Source organism: Halovibrio variabilis, from assembly GCF_007991175.1.
Lineage (GTDB): Bacteria > Pseudomonadota > Gammaproteobacteria > Pseudomonadales > Halomonadaceae > Vreelandella > Vreelandella variabilis.
The window spans coordinates 75,712-93,355 of sequence record NZ_BJXV01000006.1; the positions used below are offsets into that span (position 1 = coordinate 75,712).

Annotated in this window: 22 protein-coding genes; 12 read left to right on the forward strand and 10 right to left on the reverse strand. The window is 56.8% G+C overall.

The genetic code is table 11. From position 1 onward, the window contains the following. Positions 1 to 8: 8 nt before the first annotated feature. Positions 9 to 1,268 carry a Do family serine endopeptidase gene (locus tag HVA01_RS06100; protein ID WP_146873953.1) on the forward strand — a complete coding sequence of 420 codons (1,260 nt, stop codon included), beginning with the start codon at positions 9 to 11 and terminating at the stop codon, positions 1,266 to 1,268. A gap of 65 nt (positions 1,269 to 1,333) precedes the next feature. On the opposite strand, the gene hisD is transcribed toward HVA01_RS06100, so the two are convergent. From hisD to HVA01_RS06145, 9 genes are all read right to left on the reverse strand, one after another. Next, on the reverse strand, positions 1,334 to 2,671 hold the full coding sequence (hisD, locus tag HVA01_RS06105) for a histidinol dehydrogenase (protein WP_146873955.1): 1,338 nt from the start codon (positions 2,669 to 2,671) through the stop codon (positions 1,334 to 1,336). A gap of 13 nt (positions 2,672 to 2,684) precedes the next feature. Further along, positions 2,685 to 3,338 carry an ATP phosphoribosyltransferase gene (hisG, locus tag HVA01_RS06110; protein WP_146873957.1) on the reverse strand — a complete coding sequence of 218 codons (654 nt, stop codon included), beginning with the start codon at positions 3,336 to 3,338 and terminating at the stop codon, positions 2,685 to 2,687. A 46-nt stretch (positions 3,339 to 3,384) separates the two neighbouring features. Beyond that, positions 3,385 to 4,647, reverse strand: a complete 1,263-nt coding sequence (gene murA / locus HVA01_RS06115) for a UDP-N-acetylglucosamine 1-carboxyvinyltransferase (protein WP_146873959.1) — start codon at positions 4,645 to 4,647, stop codon at positions 3,385 to 3,387. A 10-nt stretch (positions 4,648 to 4,657) separates the two neighbouring features. Next, positions 4,658 to 4,909, reverse strand: a complete 252-nt coding sequence (locus tag HVA01_RS06120) for a BolA family protein (protein WP_146873961.1) — start codon at positions 4,907 to 4,909, stop codon at positions 4,658 to 4,660. 93 nt (positions 4,910 to 5,002) lie between these two features. Next, entirely contained in the window at positions 5,003 to 5,341 is a 339-nt protein-coding gene (locus tag HVA01_RS06125; RefSeq protein WP_146873963.1) for an STAS domain-containing protein, read from the reverse strand. Beyond that, positions 5,338 to 5,997, reverse strand: coding sequence for an MlaC/ttg2D family ABC transporter substrate-binding protein (locus tag HVA01_RS06130; RefSeq protein WP_146873964.1), 660 nt, complete (start codon positions 5,995 to 5,997; stop codon positions 5,338 to 5,340). Before HVA01_RS06130 ends, HVA01_RS06125 begins: the two co-directional genes overlap by 4 nt. A 40-nt stretch (positions 5,998 to 6,037) precedes the next feature. After that, positions 6,038 to 6,502, reverse strand: coding sequence for an outer membrane lipid asymmetry maintenance protein MlaD (gene mlaD / locus HVA01_RS06135; protein WP_146873966.1), 465 nt, complete (start codon positions 6,500 to 6,502; stop codon positions 6,038 to 6,040). A 16-nt stretch (positions 6,503 to 6,518) separates the two neighbouring features. Next, the gene (mlaE, locus tag HVA01_RS06140) at positions 6,519 to 7,319 is read right to left on the reverse strand and encodes a lipid asymmetry maintenance ABC transporter permease subunit MlaE (protein ID WP_146873968.1); all 801 of its coding nucleotides are present in this window, start codon (positions 7,317 to 7,319) and stop codon (positions 6,519 to 6,521) included. Next, a complete protein-coding gene (locus tag HVA01_RS06145; protein ID WP_146873970.1) occupies positions 7,320 to 8,141 on the reverse strand; it encodes an ATP-binding cassette domain-containing protein in 822 nt (273 codons plus the stop codon). A gap of 295 nt (positions 8,142 to 8,436) precedes the next feature. On the opposite strand from HVA01_RS06145, the gene HVA01_RS06150 reads away from it, so the two are divergent. The 10 genes from HVA01_RS06150 (at position 8,437) to HVA01_RS06195 (ending at position 15,669) form a co-directional block, all read left to right on the forward strand. Further along, on the forward strand, positions 8,437 to 9,411 hold the full coding sequence (locus tag HVA01_RS06150; RefSeq protein ID WP_146873972.1) for a KpsF/GutQ family sugar-phosphate isomerase: 975 nt from the start codon (positions 8,437 to 8,439) through the stop codon (positions 9,409 to 9,411). A 55-nt stretch (positions 9,412 to 9,466) separates the two neighbouring features. Continuing rightward, positions 9,467 to 10,009 (forward strand): KdsC family phosphatase, encoded by a 543-nt coding sequence (locus tag HVA01_RS06155; RefSeq protein ID WP_146873974.1) that lies wholly within the window; start codon positions 9,467 to 9,469, stop codon positions 10,007 to 10,009. Next, the gene (gene lptC, locus HVA01_RS06160) at positions 10,010 to 10,579 is read left to right on the forward strand and encodes an LPS export ABC transporter periplasmic protein LptC (protein WP_146873976.1); all 570 of its coding nucleotides are present in this window, start codon (positions 10,010 to 10,012) and stop codon (positions 10,577 to 10,579) included. An 11-nt stretch (positions 10,580 to 10,590) separates the two neighbouring features. After that, positions 10,591 to 11,109 (forward strand): lipopolysaccharide transport periplasmic protein LptA, encoded by a 519-nt coding sequence (lptA, locus tag HVA01_RS06165; RefSeq protein WP_146873978.1) that lies wholly within the window; start codon positions 10,591 to 10,593, stop codon positions 11,107 to 11,109. A 44-nt stretch (positions 11,110 to 11,153) separates the two neighbouring features. After that, positions 11,154 to 11,879: an LPS export ABC transporter ATP-binding protein gene (gene lptB / locus HVA01_RS06170; protein WP_146874226.1), complete on the forward strand. Its 726-nt coding sequence runs from the start codon at positions 11,154 to 11,156 to the stop codon at positions 11,877 to 11,879. A gap of 144 nt (positions 11,880 to 12,023) precedes the next feature. Further along, on the forward strand, positions 12,024 to 13,442 hold the full coding sequence (locus HVA01_RS06175; RefSeq protein WP_146873980.1) for an RNA polymerase factor sigma-54: 1,419 nt from the start codon (positions 12,024 to 12,026) through the stop codon (positions 13,440 to 13,442). Positions 13,443 to 13,539: 97 nt separating this feature from the next. Next, a complete protein-coding gene (gene hpf, locus HVA01_RS06180) occupies positions 13,540 to 13,848 on the forward strand; it encodes a ribosome hibernation-promoting factor, HPF/YfiA family (protein ID WP_146873982.1) in 309 nt (102 codons plus the stop codon). Positions 13,849 to 13,852: 4 nt separating this feature from the next. Then, the gene (locus HVA01_RS06185) at positions 13,853 to 14,311 is read left to right on the forward strand and encodes a PTS sugar transporter subunit IIA (protein ID WP_146873984.1); all 459 of its coding nucleotides are present in this window, start codon (positions 13,853 to 13,855) and stop codon (positions 14,309 to 14,311) included. A 108-nt stretch (positions 14,312 to 14,419) separates the two neighbouring features. Beyond that, positions 14,420 to 15,289, forward strand: coding sequence for an RNase adapter RapZ (rapZ, locus tag HVA01_RS06190; protein WP_146873986.1), 870 nt, complete (start codon positions 14,420 to 14,422; stop codon positions 15,287 to 15,289). Between the two features lie 110 nt (positions 15,290 to 15,399). Next, the gene (locus HVA01_RS06195) at positions 15,400 to 15,669 is read left to right on the forward strand and encodes an HPr family phosphocarrier protein (RefSeq protein WP_146873988.1); all 270 of its coding nucleotides are present in this window, start codon (positions 15,400 to 15,402) and stop codon (positions 15,667 to 15,669) included. Positions 15,670 to 15,682: 13 nt separating this feature from the next. Here HVA01_RS06195 and pmbA read toward each other — a convergent pair whose 3' ends face one another. Continuing rightward, positions 15,683 to 17,023 (reverse strand): metalloprotease PmbA, encoded by a 1,341-nt coding sequence (gene pmbA, locus HVA01_RS06200; protein ID WP_146873990.1) that lies wholly within the window; start codon positions 17,021 to 17,023, stop codon positions 15,683 to 15,685. Between the two features lie 95 nt (positions 17,024 to 17,118). On the opposite strand from pmbA, the gene yjgA reads away from it, so the two are divergent. Then, positions 17,119 to 17,640 carry a ribosome biogenesis factor YjgA gene (gene yjgA / locus HVA01_RS06205; protein WP_146873992.1) on the forward strand — a complete coding sequence of 174 codons (522 nt, stop codon included), beginning with the start codon at positions 17,119 to 17,121 and terminating at the stop codon, positions 17,638 to 17,640. The last annotated feature ends 4 nt before the right edge of the window (positions 17,641 to 17,644 follow it).

Consider the following 17,644-nt stretch of genomic DNA (forward strand, 5'->3'; position numbering starts at 1 on the left):
ATGTTTGCATGCGACGCTATGTGCTGCCTTACCTATGGCCTGTCATCACAGGCGTACTGCTCGCTATATTAATTTTAGTTGCTCTCCCCGAACGACTGCCTAATCCGTTGAGTGATACGCCCCCCCAAACGCCGGCGCCTGCCATTTCCACGACGCCGGCCGCCGTTGAGCGAGATACTAACCGCCCTGCGCCCGAAATTCACCAGGCAGCACCGCTAACCCGCAACCAAGGGCCTGCAAGCTACTCTCACGCGGTGAACCAAGCGGCGCCCGCGGTCGTTAATATCTACTCGTCGCGAATTGTTGAGCGCGATCAGCACCCGCTGATGTCGGACCCATTTTTCCAACAGTTTTTTGATAACCAGGGCGATGACGCGACAACCCACCAACGCATGCTTTCGAGCCTAGGCTCCGGGGTGATCGTTAGCGAGGACGGCTATGTGCTGACCAATCACCATGTCATCAACGGTGCCGACGAGATCCAGGTAGCCTTGCGCGATGGTCGTGAGACACTGGCCGAAGTGATCGGCACCGACCCTGAGAGCGACTTGGCCGTGTTAAGAATTAACCTGGACGACTTGCCAGTGATAGAGCTGACGGACTCAGCCGATGTCGCGGTAGGCGATGTGGCGCTGGCCATTGGCAACCCCTTTGGCGTAGGACAAACCGTCACGATGGGGATCATTAGCGCGACAGGACGCAACCACCTCGGCCTTAACGCCTACGAAGACTTCATTCAAACCGATGCCGCCATCAATCCGGGCAATTCAGGCGGCGCGCTGGTCAACCCAGAGGGCGCCATGGTTGGCATTAATACCGCGATTTTTTCACGCTCAGGCGGGTCGCAGGGCATTGGGTTTGCGATTCCTGCCAACCTCGCCCATAGCATTCTTGATGAACTGGTCACCCAAGGCCGCGTGATTCGCGGCTGGCTGGGTATCGAGGCGCAGGCGCTGTCACGCGAACTGGCCGCCTCTTTTGGCCTGCAGACGCCGCAGGGGGTCATTATCGCGGGGGTCGTCAATAACGGCCCAGCCGACAAAGCGGGACTAGAGCCGGGGGACGTTTTGCTCGCCGTCGATGGAGAGCCTATTTTGGATGCACGTACCGCCATGAGTGACATTGCTTCCATCCCACCCGGCACGTCCCTTCCGCTGACGATCGTACGCAGCGGCGAGCGCATGCAAATGACCCTTGAGGTGGGAGAACGCCCGCCGCCCACCCCCACGGTTAACGAAGAAGGCATGCCACGCCAACGCGGCTCATAATGATCTCATTAACGGCCGCATATAAACGCCTAGCGCACCTACGGCTTAGGCGCCTTTTAGCAGCATCAGTCGCGAATCCGGTACTCCGCTGAGCGCGCGTGAGCGGTTAACGATTCCCCTCGCGCAAGTACCGAGGCGATTTTGCCCAGCTCAGAAGCACCGGCAGCAGAACAATGAATAATCGAAGAGCGTTTCTGAAAGTCGTAAACGCCCAGCGGTGAAGAGAAGCGCGCTGTACCGGAGGTAGGCAAGACGTGATTGGGCCCGGCACAGTAATCGCCTAGGGCTTCAGCGGTATAGCGCCCCATAAAGATCGCCCCAGCATGACGAATATCATCCAACCATGTCTCAGGCTCAGACACCGAAAGCTCCAGGTGCTCAGGCGCAATGCGGTTAATCATGGCAATGGCGTCTTGAGCATCCTGGCAGTGAATCAATGCGCCCCGCTTACGCAGCGACTCACGCACGATCTCTGCGCGCTCTAAGCTCGGCAGCAGCCGCTCAATCGCCGCTTCCACGGCATCCAGGTGGTCAGAATCCCAACTAACTAAGATTGCCTGAGCGTCTTCGTCGTGCTCGGCCTGAGAGAATAGATCCATCGCCAGCCACTCGGGATCGGTCTGTCCATCGGAAACCACCATAATTTCCGATGGGCCGGCAATCATATCGATACCCACTTGACCAAACACGGCGCGCTTTGCCGTGGCGACATAGATATTACCCGGCCCGACGATTTTATCGACCCGAGGAACGCTTTCTGTGCCATACGCAAGTGCGGCGATGGCTTGAGCCCCACCGATGGTGAAGACGTAGTCAACACCGGCTAAATGTGCAGCCGCCAGCACCAGCTCGTTTAATACGCCGTCAGGCGTGGGTACGACCATCACGATTTCGCGCACACCGGCTACGTGGGCTGGAATCGCATTCATCAGCACCGACGAGGGGTACGCCGCCTTGCCACCGGGAACATAGATGCCGGCGCGATCCAGCGGGGTGACTTTCTGCCCTAACACCGTGCCATCGGCCTCTTGATACTGCCAAGAATCAGGCTTTTGACGCTCGTGGTAACGCTTAATCCGCTCGGCGGCGCTAGACAACGCCCCGCGCTGCTCGGCGGGCAGGTGATCAAACGCTCGCTTTAACTGCTCAGGGGTTAACTGTAACTCTTCCATCTGGGTCACAGCGAGCCGGTCAAAACGATTCGTGGCTTCAATAACGGCCGCGTCACCACGCTGCTTAACGCTGGCGAGTATTTCCTCAACCCGCGTTCGCACCGCCTTATCAGACACGCCTTCCCAATCCAGCAGACTATCAAGCCGCTGATGGAAGCCCGTATCGTTCGTCGATAGACGAGTAATCGTGGGCTGTTCGCTGATCGCTTGTTCGCTAGTAGGATCGCTCATAGGTCACCTCAGGTTATTCGGCAAGCTGTGCCTGACGCTTTTTAACCGCACTGTCTAAACGGGCCAATAACGGCTTAATACGCTCATGTTTCATGGTCATGGCGGCCTTATTGACGATCAATCGCGTGCTGATATGGGCGATTAATTCACGCGGCTCCATGCCGTTGGCACGTAAGGTATTGCCAGTATCGACAATATCGACAATTTCATCGGCCAGATTCATCAAAGGCGCAAGTTCCATGGCGCCATAGAGCTTGATGACTTCGGCCTGGATGCCCTGCTCGGCGTAGTAGCGGCGCGCGATATTGACAAACTTAGTCGCCACCCGGCGCCGCGCACGGGCAGGCAATTCACCGGTAACGCCAGCCGTCATCAATTTGCAACGGGCAATATCGAGATCTAACGGCTCATAAAACCCTTCAGCGCCGTGCTCCAGCAGCACATCTTTACCTGCAATCCCTACATCGGCGGCCCCGAGCTGAACGTAGGTGGGCACGTCGGTGGCGCGGATAACCACCAGCTTTACATCGGGCAGGTTGGTAGCAAAGAGTAGCTTGCGGCTTTTGCTGAGATCTTCAACGGGGGCAATACCCGCGTCGGCTAGCAGCGGCAGCGTCTCTTCCAGGATACGGCCCTTCGAGAGGGCTAAAATCAGTTGCTTACTCATCGTGTCGGCCCGTCGTTATTCGCATGCAGGAGATTAATAGCATGACTTACCCAGGAATACGGCGAATACGCGCACCCAGCAGCTGCAGTTTTTCTTCGATGCATTCGTAGCCACGATCAATGTGATAGATACGATCTACCAGGGTTTCGCCCTCAGCCATCATGGCTGCAATCACTAGCGAAGCAGAAGCACGCAGGTCGGTTGCCATCACCGGCGCACCGGAAAGCTTCTCAACCCCTTCAATCAAGGCGGTGTTGCCTTCCAGCACAATATTAGCGCCCATGCGGTTGAGTTCTTGAACGTGCATAAAGCGATTTTCAAAGATGGTCTCGACCACCCGAGAATGCCCCACGGCGACGGCGTTCATGGCCACGAACTGTGCCTGCATATCCGTCGGGAATGCCGGATAGGGCGCGGTGCGAATATTGACGGCAGTAGGACGCTTGCCATGCATATCCAGGGCAATCCAGCCCTCACCGCTAGTCACCTCGGCCCCGGCTTCTTCGAGCTTGGCAATCACCGCATCGAGGATATCTGCCCGCGTGCGGTTAACTTTAACGCGCCCGCCGGTCATGGCGGCGGCGACCAGGAAAGTGCCCGTTTCAATACGGTCAGGCATCACATCGTGCTCGCAGCCGTGGAGCTTTTCGACACCCTCGATGATAATGGTGTCAGTCCCTTGGCCGCTGATTTTAGCGCCCATTTTGATCAAACACTCCGCCAAGTCGACGATTTCAGGCTCGCGGGCAGCATTTTCCAGCACGGTTTTGCCGTCGGCCAAGGTTGCGGCCATCAGCAAATTTTCGGTACCGGTGACCGTTACGGTATCGAAGTAAATCGTCGCCCCTTTCAAGCGGCCATCGACGCTCGCCCGGATATAGCCAGCCTCAACGCGAATCTTAGCGCCCATGGCCTCCAGGCCACGGATATGCAAATCGACAGGACGCGAGCCAATGGCACAGCCACCGGGCAACGACACATCGGCTTTACCGAAGTGGGCAAGCAGAGGGCCCAGCACCAGGATGGAGGCGCGCATCTTTTTGACTAATTCATAGGGCGCGTGGCATTGAGTGACCTGCGAACCATCCAGCTGGATACTTAGCTTTTCACCCATCACCGGCTCAACCCCCATGCGGCCGAGCAGCTCTAGCGTGGTGGTAATATCTTGTAGATGGGGCAAATTGCCAATCACCACCGGTCCATCGGCCAATAGGCTGGCACACAGGATGGGCAGCGCGGCATTTTTAGCGCCGCTTGCCCATACTTCACCGTCTACTGACCCGTTGCCAGTAATAAGTAATTTATCCATTTGGCGGCCGTTATTGGACGTTTTCCGGCGCAGTTTGCCACTGCGTCGGGGTAAACGTTTTGATGCTAATGGCGTGGAGCGCCCCCGAGGCGATCTCGTCGCTAAGCGCAGCGTAAACTAGCTGCTGACGTTTCACCGGAGAGAGACCTTCAAAGGCATCACCAACCGCAATCACCTGAAAATTACAGCCTTCACCCTGGATATGAAACTGGCATCCGTCGATGCGGGATTCAAGCAGTGCTTTAACCTCGTTGGGTTGCATGGCGCAAAAAACTCCTTTGGGGTCGTCATTATTGATAAGCGTGATTGGAGCGACATAATAAAGAAAACCAGCGCGCTTGGCGATGGCGGCGCATTAAACACCCAGCGTGGCCGCTGGGTGTTCGATTAAATCATCCAGCTCCGCTAGGGACGCAAGCCGCAACAAAGGCGCTGAAAAATGTATCGCCTGGACACTGATAGCACGCTGCTGACAAATACGTAACCATTCAAACAGGACGCTAATAGCAACGCTGCTAGCTTTATTAACCTGGCTAAAATCCAGCGTAACCGCTGAAAGCGACGTTGACTGCAGCCATTGAACGCCACTGGCGGCCACATCGGCCGCCAGCGTCACATCCACATCGCCTGTCACCGACAAGGTTTCACCCTCTTCAACCACAGCAACGCTACCGCGCGAGAATAGGGCTGTCACGCATCGCCTCCCTGCTCCAGCTCTTCAACACCCACGTCAGGTGACCAGCCATCGATGACCGCATCGTAGTCGCGGTTATTATCGCGCATGGCTTGATCAAACTGGTTACGGAAGGTTAACCCCAGATTAATGCCATTAACGATCACATTGACCACCCGCCATTCACCGTCAGAGCGCCGCAAGCTATAGCTCACCGGGTAGACGTCACCGTCATCAGCGACCACTTCCATAGCAACATTGGCCTGATCCTCATAACGCTGAGACTGCTGGTTATCCAATACCCGCAGCTCTTCGTAATCAAATGTCACCAGACCACGGGTGTACGTATCAATCAGCGTTTGACGAAACACCTCGGCAAACCGGCGGCGCTGTTCTGGGGTAGCATTGCGGAAATAATTGCCCATGACGCTAGCCCCGATATAGCGAAAATCGGCCACTTGTTCCAGATTGCTATCTACCAAAGCTTCAAGTTCGTCAAGATTATTGGCGTAGTACTCCTTACGCCCTTCGATATCCGCCATCAGTGACTCAACGTTATCGCGAATCAGCTCTTCTGGCGTCTGAGACTGCGCTTGCGTCTGCAGCGACGCCAATAATGCGATCATCGTCGTAACCGCTAATACCCAACGACTTAGCACCCAGCTTACTCCCTTCATAACGTCTACCTCCCTACCCCAACCTACGTTGGATTAGTGTTTAATTACTTGCCATATTGGACACAAACTGCTGGATAAGTTCTTCTAATACCAGCGCCGACTGGGTATCACGAATGGCATCCCCATCTTCCAACGTCTCGGGATCCCCGCCCACGCTAAGGCCGACGTACTGTTCGCCTAATAGACCGGCCGTCAAAATAGAGGCAATGGAATCTCGAGACAGCTGGCCCTCAAGCTCGCTATCCAGGCTCATTACCACACGCGCATCGTACCACTGGGTATCCAGCTCAATGGATTCAACCCGCCCCACCGTCACCCCGGCCATGGTGACCCGAGCACGTGGTTTTAAGCTGCCAATATTGGCGAAATTGGCTTCCAATTGAAACGACTGATTGGGCGCAGAGAGCGTTAAACCACTGACACGCAAGCCGAGGAATACCAGTCCCAAGATGCCCGCGATCATAAACAGACCAACACCGAACTCCATGGTTTTACTGCGTTTCATGAAACTGCTCCACCCATTAAAGACCGCCAAACATAACGGCAGTTAAGACAAAATCAAGCCCCAGAACTGCAAGCGACGAATACACCACCGTACGCGTGGTCGCGCGCGAAATACCTTCAGACGTGGGCACCAGGTCGTAGCCCTGGAAGACCGCAATCCAGGTGACCACCACAGCGAATACCATGCTTTTTATGACACCGTTGCCAATATCGCTGATAAAATTCACGTTAGCCTGCATGTTGCTCCAGTAAGAGCCTTCAAACACGCCTAGCCACTCGACGCCTACCAGGTAGCCACCCCAAATACCCACCACGCCAAACCCGATCGTTAGTATCGGCAGCGATACAAAGCCGGCCCATAGGCGCGGAGCCACCACTCGACGCAGCGGATCAACGCCAATCATTTCCATGCTGGTGAGCTGTTCGGTGGCTTTCATCAAACCTATTTCAGCTGTCAAGGCGGAGCCCGCCCTGCCAGCAAACAACAGCGCGGCCACCACGGGAGCGAGTTCGCGCAATAGCGAAAGTGCCACCATTTGCCCCAACGCCTGCTCAGCGCCAAAGTCGACCAAGATGGTATATCCCTGCAGCGCCAGCACCATGCCGATAAACAGCCCCGACACCAGCACAATGGCTAGCGAAAGCACGCCCACAAAGTGCATCTGATGCAGCCATAGCCGCCAGCCCTCCCGAGAGGGCACACTGACTGCCGACTGAGCAAGAAACACGCCAGCCCGGCCCCAGGCTTCGATCAAATCGCACCCTCTACGCCCCAACCGGGTGATGCGGGCACTGCTGCTAGAAAATTTTGACTGCATTTACCCTGCCTTCGTGGTCATGGTGTCACCCAAGATATCGCGATAAAAAGCGTCAGCGGGATAGTGAAACGGCACCGGACCATCGGGTTCACCGTGAATAAACTGGCTAACCCGCGGGTCTTGATTGGTGTCTAGGGTTTGCGGTGTGCCATGAGCGATTACCTGACCATCCGAAATCAAATAGAGGTAGTCCGCAATACTCAAGGTTTCCTTAATATCGTGCGACACCACTACCGAGGTCAGTTGCAACGCTTGATTAAGACGCTTAATCAGCTGGACCAACACGCCCATGGAAATAGGATCCTGACCCACAAACGGCTCGTCGTACAAAATCAGCTCAGGATCGAGTGCCACCGCCCGCGCCAGGGCAACCCGACGCGCCATTCCCCCCGACAGTTCAGCGGGCGTCAACCGATACGCGCCGCGTAAACCGACCGCCTGCAACTTAAGCAGCACCAGGTCACGCACCATGGTATCGGGCAGGTCGGTATGCACCCGCAGCGGAAAAGCGACGTTCTCAAATACATCCAAATCGGAAAAAAGCGCGCCGCTTTGGAACAGCATGCCCATCCGCTTACGCAGCGAGAACAACGCTTTGCGGGATAGCCGATGCACGTCCTGTCCGTCAATCAACACCCGCCCCCGATCTGGCGTCAACTGCCCGCCTATCAGCTTGAGCAGCGTGGTTTTGCCGGAGCCGCTGGGCCCCATGATCGCGGTTACCTTGCCACGTGGGATGGTCATGTTCACGCCGCGAAAAATCTCGTAATCGCCGCGTGAAAAATAAAGCTCTTCAATTTCGATAAAGGGAGCGTCTGTCATGGCTTAGTTGACCCTTAGCGAGGCGCATCATATTGATTGGCTATCATACCTTACTTGCTGCTCTCGCAGTTAAAAAACGGCGTTTCTAAAACGTTATCAAACATTGTACTATAACGCTACATAACATTATCGCTCGATTTTAAGCGCCTTAATCCGCCAGTGGTTCACTAACTAATAGCGTCTACCAGCATACCCGCGGGCTCAGCACTGCCTATCAGGGGCGCCAAGGTGTTATTCTAAGCGGCTATTAGTTTTGATATAGCTTTTATATTTTCAATCGTTAAGAGATCACGCCATGGCCCCACCCAGCCTACTACGCGAAAGTGCCCTGCGTACGCTGCAAATTGAGCAGGCAGCCATTGGCGGCCTCCAGGCCAAGCTTGACGAAGGTTTCGACCACGCCTGCGAGCTGATACTGGCCTGCCAAGGGCGCGTGGTCGTCACCGGCATGGGGAAATCCGGCCATATAGCGGGCAAGCTCGCCGCGACGCTTGCCAGCACCGGTACACCGGCCTTTTTTGTGCATCCGGGGGAGGCTAGTCACGGCGATCTAGGCATGATTACCCGCACAGATGTGGTGTTGGCGCTCTCCAATTCGGGCGAAACCGCCGAAGTGACCGCCCTGCTGCCGCTGCTAAAGCGCCTGGGCACGCCGCTGGTAAGCATGACGGGGCGTCCTCATTCTACTCTTGCCAAACACGCCGATGCGCACCTGAACAGCGGCGTTGAACGCGAAGCGTGCCCTCTGGATCTCGCGCCTACCAGCTCCACCACGGCGGCCCTGGCGCTGGGCGACGCGCTCGCCGTCGCGCTACTCGAAGCGCGCGGCTTTACTGCCGAAGATTTTGCCCTTTCCCACCCCGGCGGCAGCCTGGGCAAACGGTTACTGCTGCGCGTTAGAGACCTAATGCACGCGGGCGAACGGTTGCCCCAGGTCGCGTTAGGCAGCCCACTGCGCGACGCGCTATTGGAAATTACCCGGCAGGGCTTAGGCTTCACCTGCGTTGTGGATAGTGACGGACGCCTCGCCGGGGTTTACACCGACGGCGATCTACGCCGCACTTTGGACCAATTTCATAACCTGCACGATGTGCGCGTCGATGATGTGATGACTCGGCCGGGCAAGCGCATTGGCCCCGACATACTGGCAGCAGAAGCCGTGCGCATTATGGAAGAGAGCCGAATTACGGCGCTGGCGGTAGTCGATGAACAGCAGCGCCCCATTGGCGCGTTGCATATGCACGACCTGCTGGCGAGCGGCGTTATCTAACCAATTAACAGCAACTAATCAACAGCAAGACCTACCGATTTTTTAGGGAGACTTTATGACGCTATCTGCTGCGCTACTTGATCAACTCCGCCGCGTCCGCCTATTGGCGCTGGATGTTGACGGTGTACTGACCGACGGTCGTCTCTATTTCCAGGCTGACGGTATCGAAATCAAAGCCTTCCATACCCAGGACGGCCATGGATTAAAACTGCTTAAACGCGTAGGCATCCACGTTGCCCTGATTACCGGCCGGGACTCACCCATGGTTAGCCAGCGCGCCGCGGCGCTTGGCATTGATCATGTCCATCAAGGCTGCGAAGACAAGCTAGCCACTCTGCGGGGGCTTTGCCAGCGTTTGGATTTAGCATTGGAAAACGTGGCCTATGGCGGCGACGACCTGCCCGACCTCGCCGCTATCAAGCGCTGCGGTGTCGGCATCACCGTGCCCAACGCCCCCCACTACATGCACACCCATGCCGACTGGACAACGGAGCGACTGGGTGGGCACGGCGCTGTGCGCGAAATTTGCGACACACTGCTTGAATCCCAGGGGCACTGGGGCGCGGTGCTCGATACCTATTTGCACGGTCGTGGGTAAATGTTTAAGCGGCTAAAAACGCGCGCCTGGCTAGCGGGGCTGGTTATTGCCCTGGGCGCGCTACTGGTATGGCTTGGCCCAGGCGGACCGCAACCAACCGCCATCGACCCCGAAGCGCAGGCCCAAGAGCCCGGCCACGTGCTGGAAAACGCTGAAATAACGCTGTTTGGTGACGATGGCAAGATCATGCAGTCGCTAAAAACGCCGCGCCTGATTCATACCCCTCAGCTCAACGACACCTGGGCGGAAGAGCCCCGAGCGGTATTGTACGACAGCGACAGCCGCCAATGGCTGGCCAACGCCGATGAGGGCACGCTCAATACTGCGACTCAGGAACTGGTTTTAACGGGCTCAGCGCGACTTACCGCCCCGGACGAAGGCTGGCAACTGGATACGCAAGAATTGCACTATGATGGTTTACACCGGCATGCCTGGAGCGAAACACCGGTAATGCTGCAGCAACCGCCCCAGCAAATGACCGCGTCACGAATGGATGCATGGCTTGACGATAGCCGGGTTCGGCTCACTGACAATGTCCGCGGCATCCACCCGCCGACCACGCAACGTTAATAGGAATCGCCATGAAAGCGCTTATCGACAACACCCTCTTTTACGCTGCTCTTTTTGCGCTTGCGCTACCGTTCACGGCGGCAGCCCAACCCGACGCTGCCCCGCAACAAGCGCCTGTGGAAGTTGAAGCCGACCGCTTAGATCTTGATCAGCGGGCCGGCACCGCCGTCTACACCGGAAATGTGGAGGTACGCCAGGGCGAAATGCAGCTGCGTGGCGAGCGGGTCGAAATCCAACGCAATGACGCCGGCGAACTTTCCCGCGCGACCTCGACCGGTGAGCGCGCCTACTTGCGCCATCAAGCGCAAAACCAGGACACCCCTACCGAAGGCTGGGCACGGCGGATTATTTATCACGTCGCCGAACGCCGGGTGGAGCTGATCGACCAAGCCGAACTGATCCAACGACAAGATACTTTTAACGGCGGGCGGCTCGAATATTTTATTGACCGTGAAGTGATTCAAGCGCGCTCAGACGTTGACGGCAGCGAGCCCCAGCGGATTCGCATGACCCTTCAGCCGGAAGAATAGGGAGTCAACTTGTGGCAACTGCTGAAACGACTGAAACGGCGCCGATCAAAACCCTCTATGCCCACCACTTGGCGAAAAGTTACAAGCGCCGCCGGGTGGTAAAAGATATCAACCTGGAAATTGCCCAAGGCAGCATTGTCGGCCTACTCGGCCCGAATGGCGCGGGCAAAACCACCTCGTTCTATATGATTGTCGGGCTGGTGAAAGCCGATGCGGGCAACGTGGGCATTGACGCGCTGGATCTGACCCGCGCACCCATGCACGAGCGCGCAGCGGCGGGGATTGGCTACCTTCCCCAGGAGGCGTCTATTTTCCGTAAACTGTCGGTTGCCGACAATATTATGGCGATACTCGAAACCCGCAAAGCGCTTAGCCGCAGCGACCGCGAACAGCGCTTGGAGGCGCTGCTTGACGATTTCCACATCAGCCATATTCGCGACAACCTGGGCATGAGCCTTTCGGGCGGTGAGCGTCGGCGGGTAGAAATTGCCCGCTCGCTCGCCACTGAGCCCGCCTTTATCTTGCTCGACGAACCCTTTGCCGGCGTTGACCCCATTTCGGTGGGTGAGATCAAAACCATCATTCGCGCCCTTAAGCAGCGCCATATCGGCGTGCTGATTACCGACCACAATGTGCGCGAAACCCTGGATATTTGCGACATCGCCTACATTGTCGGCGATGGTCAAATCATTGCCAGCGGCCCACCGGCGTCGATTCTCAACAACCAAAAAGTAAGGGATGTTTATTTAGGCGCCGACTTCCGCCTGTAGGCTTGTTTTTATCCCTACGCTCATTTTTTCTGCCGATAAACAGCGCTCTGCAACAACTTTACGACCAATGGCATGCTTATTGCACTTGCACCTGACAGCCACTCGCACTAGGGTAAACCTTTCCGATTAGCGAGTGGTTCTCAGATGGTCATGAAAGCTTCTCTACAGCTGCGTATTGGCACACAGCTGACCATGACACCTCAGCTGCAGCAGGCAATCGCTCTGTTGCAGCTGTCGACGCTGGATCTACGTCAAGAAATCCAGCAGGCCCTAGATGCCAACCCCATGCTGGAGCAGGAGGACGAATTCAGCGAAGAGGCTGCCAGCGAGCCTAAAGAGGAGGAGTGGTCAGAGAGCATTCCCACTGAATTATCCGTCGATAGCGACTGGTCAGACACTTATCAAGACCTGGGCAATACGGGTAGCAGTGGCAGCAGCGAAGGCCCCGATTTCGAACGCCAGGCCGCTGGCCAAAGCCTGCATGGCCATCTTTTATGGCAGCTTGCCATGACCGACTTCAGTGCCCGCGAGCAGCTCGTCGCCGAGAGCCTCATCGACGCGCTGGACGCCAACGGCTATTTGACCCAGCCGATTAACGACATTCGCGAAGGGCTCCGCGCTCAAGGCGTGGAGGGACTCAGCCAGCGCGAAGTCGAAACTATCCTGCTCAAACTACAGCAGTTCGAACCTACCGGTATCTTTGCCCGGGACCTGCGCGAATGTTTAATGCTGCAGCTCGCTGCCCTTCCCGATGACACCCCGCTGCTAGTGCCCGCACGCCGACTTGTGCGCCAATTTCTTGAGGCCTTAGGCAAGGATGACATGCGCTTGCTAAAACGGCGCTTGGGACTCGACGACGAACAGCTCAACGCTGTTATTCAATTGATTCGCGGCCTTGACCCACGCCCCGGCAGTGCCTACGGCGATACCAACGACAGCTATGTGACGCCCGACCTTGTGGTACGCCACGACCATGAGGGCTGGCATTTAGAACTTAACCCTGAAGCCTTACCGCGGCTGCGCATTCAGCCTGACTACGCCAGCTTGATAAAGCGTGCGGATAAAAGCCAGGACAACCAGTTTCTCAAAGAGCACTTGCAGGAAGCGCGTTGGTTAATTAAAAGCCTCTCTAGCCGCAACGACACTTTGCTGCGCGTCGGGCGTGAAATCGTCACCCGCCAAATTGGTTTCTTGGAACACGGCGAGGAAGCCATGAAGCCGCTGATATTGGCCGATATTGCCGACGCCGTGGAGATGCACGAGTCGACTATCTCGCGGGTAACGACGCAAAAATATATCCATACTCCTCGAGGCGTGTTCGAGCTCAAATACTTTTTCTCAAGCCAGGTGAGCGGCCAAGATGGCGACAGCCACTCCAGCACCGCCATTCGTGCTCGGCTCAAGAAACTCATCCACGAAGAACCACCCGGCAAACCGCTTTCTGACAGCCGTTTGGTCACGCTGTTAGACGAGGGAGGGATTCAAGTGGCGCGGCGTACGGTGGCGAAATATCGCGAAGCCATGGGCATTCCCTCGTCCAGCGAACGGCGTCGCTTGCGCTAGGCCCGGCTGCCGTTTTAGGAAACTCTCGACAGGGGCTTTGCAACATGGCAAAAAGGGTTACAATCAAAGCACAGTCCGATGGATAAGGAGTACGTCAATGCAAGTTAATATCACTGGTCATCACGTAGAACTGACTGACGCCTTGCGTGACTATGTTAATGAAAAGCTGGAGCGTGTAGAGCGCCATTACGACAATATAACCACGGTGCAAGTCACCCTATCGGTTGAGAAAGAGCGCCAGCAGGCCGCGTGTACACTGCATGCCGCCGGTGCCGATTTACACGCGGAGGCCCAGGACAGTGATATGTACGCCGCGATCGACGCCCTGGCGGACAAAATTGACCGTCAACTCGTCAAACATAAGGAAAAAGCACAAGCGCGCGCCCAAGGCGCGGGTGTGCGTTAAATCAATGACGTTGGAAACCATACTCCCCCCGGAACGAGTGCTATTTGACGTACCCGGGGGCAGCAAAAAAAGGGTGCTGGAGTTTTACAGCACCTTTATTGCCCAAAATATTCCCAGCCTGGACAGCCAAGAAGTGTTTAGCCGGTTAATCGGCCGCGAGCGCTTAGGCAGTACCGGCATCGGCAACGGTGTGGCTATTCCCCACGCGCGCAGCCCCCATTGCGCTGCCCCGATCGCTGGGTTTTTAAAGCTCTCAGAAGCGATTGATTTTGACGCCATCGACGGCGAACCAGTTGACTTGGTGTTTGTCCTGCTGGTACCAGAAGAAGCAGATGACACCCACCTCTCCCTGCTAGGTCAGGTAGCCACCATCATGAATGATGCGGGGACCCGCCAGCAGTTGCGCAAAGCCAGCAGTCAGCGTGAGCTACTCGAGCTGATCACCGCCAAAATTCGCGAGTAACCATCCCTCAGCAGGGGGATGCACTGTTACCGAAGATGCTGGTCTTACGACAGTTGGTTATTCGCCCACCCCTACCAATGCCGCTTGAGCAAAGTAAAGAGAGATTCTATGCAACTGGTAATCATTAGCGGCCGCTCCGGGTCCGGTAAGTCTATCGCATTGCAAGCGCTGGAAGACCTCGGCTATTACGCGATTGATAACCTCCCTGCCATGCTACTGGGGTCGTTGGTGGACGAATTACGCGACCAGGGTGACCGTGCTCATTTGGCGGTCAGTATTGATGCGCGTAACTTACCGGGGGCGCTGGAACAATTACCTTCGCTTCTAGAGGAGCTGCGCCAGCGTCAGATAGATTTCCAAGTGATCTATTTGACCACCGATGCGCGCATTCTGCTTGAGCGTTATTCTGCCACGCGGCGGCGCCATCCGCTGACCCGCGATAGCGAAATGACGCTCGAAGAAGCGATCAATAAAGAAGAAGAAACGCTGCACGGTATTCGCGATCTGGCCGATCTTTTAATCGACACATCGCGCTTGTCGGTACACGACTTACGCCGCCGTATTACCGATCAAGTCGCCCATCAGCAGCGCGACCAGCTTACCCTGACGCTTGAATCGTTCGGCTATAAGCGCGGCGTCCCCCTGGATGCCGATCTGGTCTTTGACGTACGTTGCCTGCCCAACCCTTATTGGGACCCGACCTTGCGGCAATTTACCGGCCGCGATGAGCAAATTGTCGATTTTTTGAGCGGCTACCCGATTGTCGACGCCATGAGCGAGGATATACAGGCGTGGCTTGAGCGTTGGCTACCGGCCTACCTGAACAGCCAGCGTAGCTATATGACAATCGCCATTGGCTGCACCGGCGGCCAGCACCGTTCGGTGTATATGGCAGAGCAGCTCGCTAAACGGCTAACGGCGAGCATGGGAGAGGTTCAGCTGCGCCATCGAGAGCTTGGGCTGCACTACACACTCTAAGCGAACAGCCTGCCGCGTCGCCAGCCAACGTGCGCCACACCGATGAGCCGCGAGAGACTTCTTAAGCGCTTCTTTTGATTAATGACACCACTCGGCGAAAAGGAACCAGGGTGCCAGAACGAACACTTACCCTCACCAATCAACGCGGCCTGCATGCCCGCGCAGCCACGAAACTGGTCAAATGTGGCCAGCAGTTCGCGGCTGACATACGTGTCTATAAGCAGCGGCAGATGGCCGACGCCGCTAACATTATGTCGCTGCTAATGCTTGCCGCTCCCTGCGGCACCGAGCTTACCATCACCGCCGAAGGCGATGACGCCGAACAGGCGCTTGATGCCATTCAAGCACTGTTCGACGCTCGCTTTGAAGAGGACCAGTAACCGCTTTTAGTGCTTAGTCACCCGCCACCGTCATGGCGTCAATCAACCAGCTACCCGTGTGAACACTGCCACGGGTATCGGTGTCATCGCCAACGCCCACTAATCCTGCAAACATCCGTTCAAGATTTCCGGCGATCGTGAACTCTTCGACCGGGTACTGCACTTTGCCGTTCTCGACCCAAAAGCCTGCGGCCCCACGCGAGTAATCGCCGGTCACGCCGTTGACACCTTGGCCCATTAGCTCAGTGACCCAAATACCCCGCCCCATTTCTTGCAGCAGGCTATCGCGGGATTGCAGCGGCGCGTTCAAACGCACGTTACGTGCCCCCCCGGCGTTCCCCGTGGTTTGCATGCCAAGCCGCCGAGCGCTGTAGGACGAGAGCATGTAGCTGGCTATGGCGCCCTGATCGATAAAGCGATTGTTGCGCGTTTGCACCCCCTCGCCATCGAACGGCGAGCTTGCCGTGGCGCCAATTTCCATCGGCCGCTCCTCAAGGCTAAACCAGTCGGGAAACAGCGGCGTGCCAAGCCGGTCGCATAAAAACGAGGCCTGACGGTAGAGCGCCCCGCCGGCTAAACCGCCCAGCAAGTGGCCGATCAAGCCACCGGCCAATGACGGGTCAAACAGCACCGGGAAGGTACCCGTTGGCGGGCGTTTAGCGCCCAGCCTGCGCAGCGTTCGGGTGGCGGCTTCGCGGCCCACCTCGGCGGGATCACGCAGCGCCTGAGGATCACGGGCGGACGTGTAATCATAGTCGCGCTGCATGCCTGCCGCGTCTTGAGCAATCAGCATGCACGAGAGCGAGTGACGACTGCCCTTTTGAGTGCCTAAAAAGCCGTGGCTATTGGCGTAAACGCGCACCCCTTCACCGCTGGAGAGCGACGCACCATCCGACTGGTAAATGCCTTCAACATCGCGCCCCGCCTGCTCGCAGGCAAGCGCTAACTCAATGGCTTCATCGGTCGTTAGCGCCCAAGGGTGGTGCACCTTTAAATCGGGTAGCTCGGTCGCCATTAGCGCCGGATCGGCCAACCCCGAGGCCGGGTCTTCGCCAGTATAACGGGCAATCGCCAGCGCTTTCTCAACCACCGCCTGAATCGAAACACTGCTAGCATCGGTGGACGAGGCGCTGCCTTTGCGCTGCCCCACGTATAGCGTGACGGCGATGCCTTGATCACGCGATAACTCTACCGTTTCAACCTCACCCAAGCGCACGCTGACGCCTAATCCTTGATCAACGCTGGCGCCTACTTCAGCGGCATCCGCGCCCAGTCGCTTGGCCAGCGCGAGCGCCTCTTCTGCCCGGGCGGTCAGTAACGACTGCTGGGCCGATGCATCAAATGCCTGTGCCATATGGCCTCCTTTCTCAACCGAATGCCTTCGGTGGAATCAATGTTGTTCTCGCAGCTGGTATAATGCCGCCACGAATCTTGTCTGTGAGTCACACTATGCGTAAGCAACGTCCCGATCCCGTAGCAATAGAAGAGCAGGAAGAACGCCCCAGCAAGTCGCAACTCAAACGCGAAATGCATGCCTTACAGGCACTTGGGGAAACTTTGATCGCCATGCGACCGGCGGAACGCGCCCGTTTCCCCCTCTCTGACGATATGCTGCGCGCGATCGAAGAAACCGCGCGCATCCGTTCTCATGAAGGGCGCCGCCGCCATATGCAGTATGTCGGCAAATTAATCCGTAAAGAGGATCTTGCCGCCATTCAGCGGGTGTTCGATTCAATTGATCAGGAACAGCAGCAGCGCGACCACGCGTTTCACCGACTCGAAAAATGGCGGGAACGCTTAATCGACGAAGGCGATGCGGCGGTCGACTTGTTCATGGCCGAGAACCCCGACACCGACCGCCAGACGCTGCGTCAATTAGTTCGCAACGCCCAGCGTGAGCGCGAACAGGGTAAACCGCCCACCAGCTCGCGCAAGCTGTTCAAGCACCTGCGCGAAACCCTCGCCCTTTAAAGAC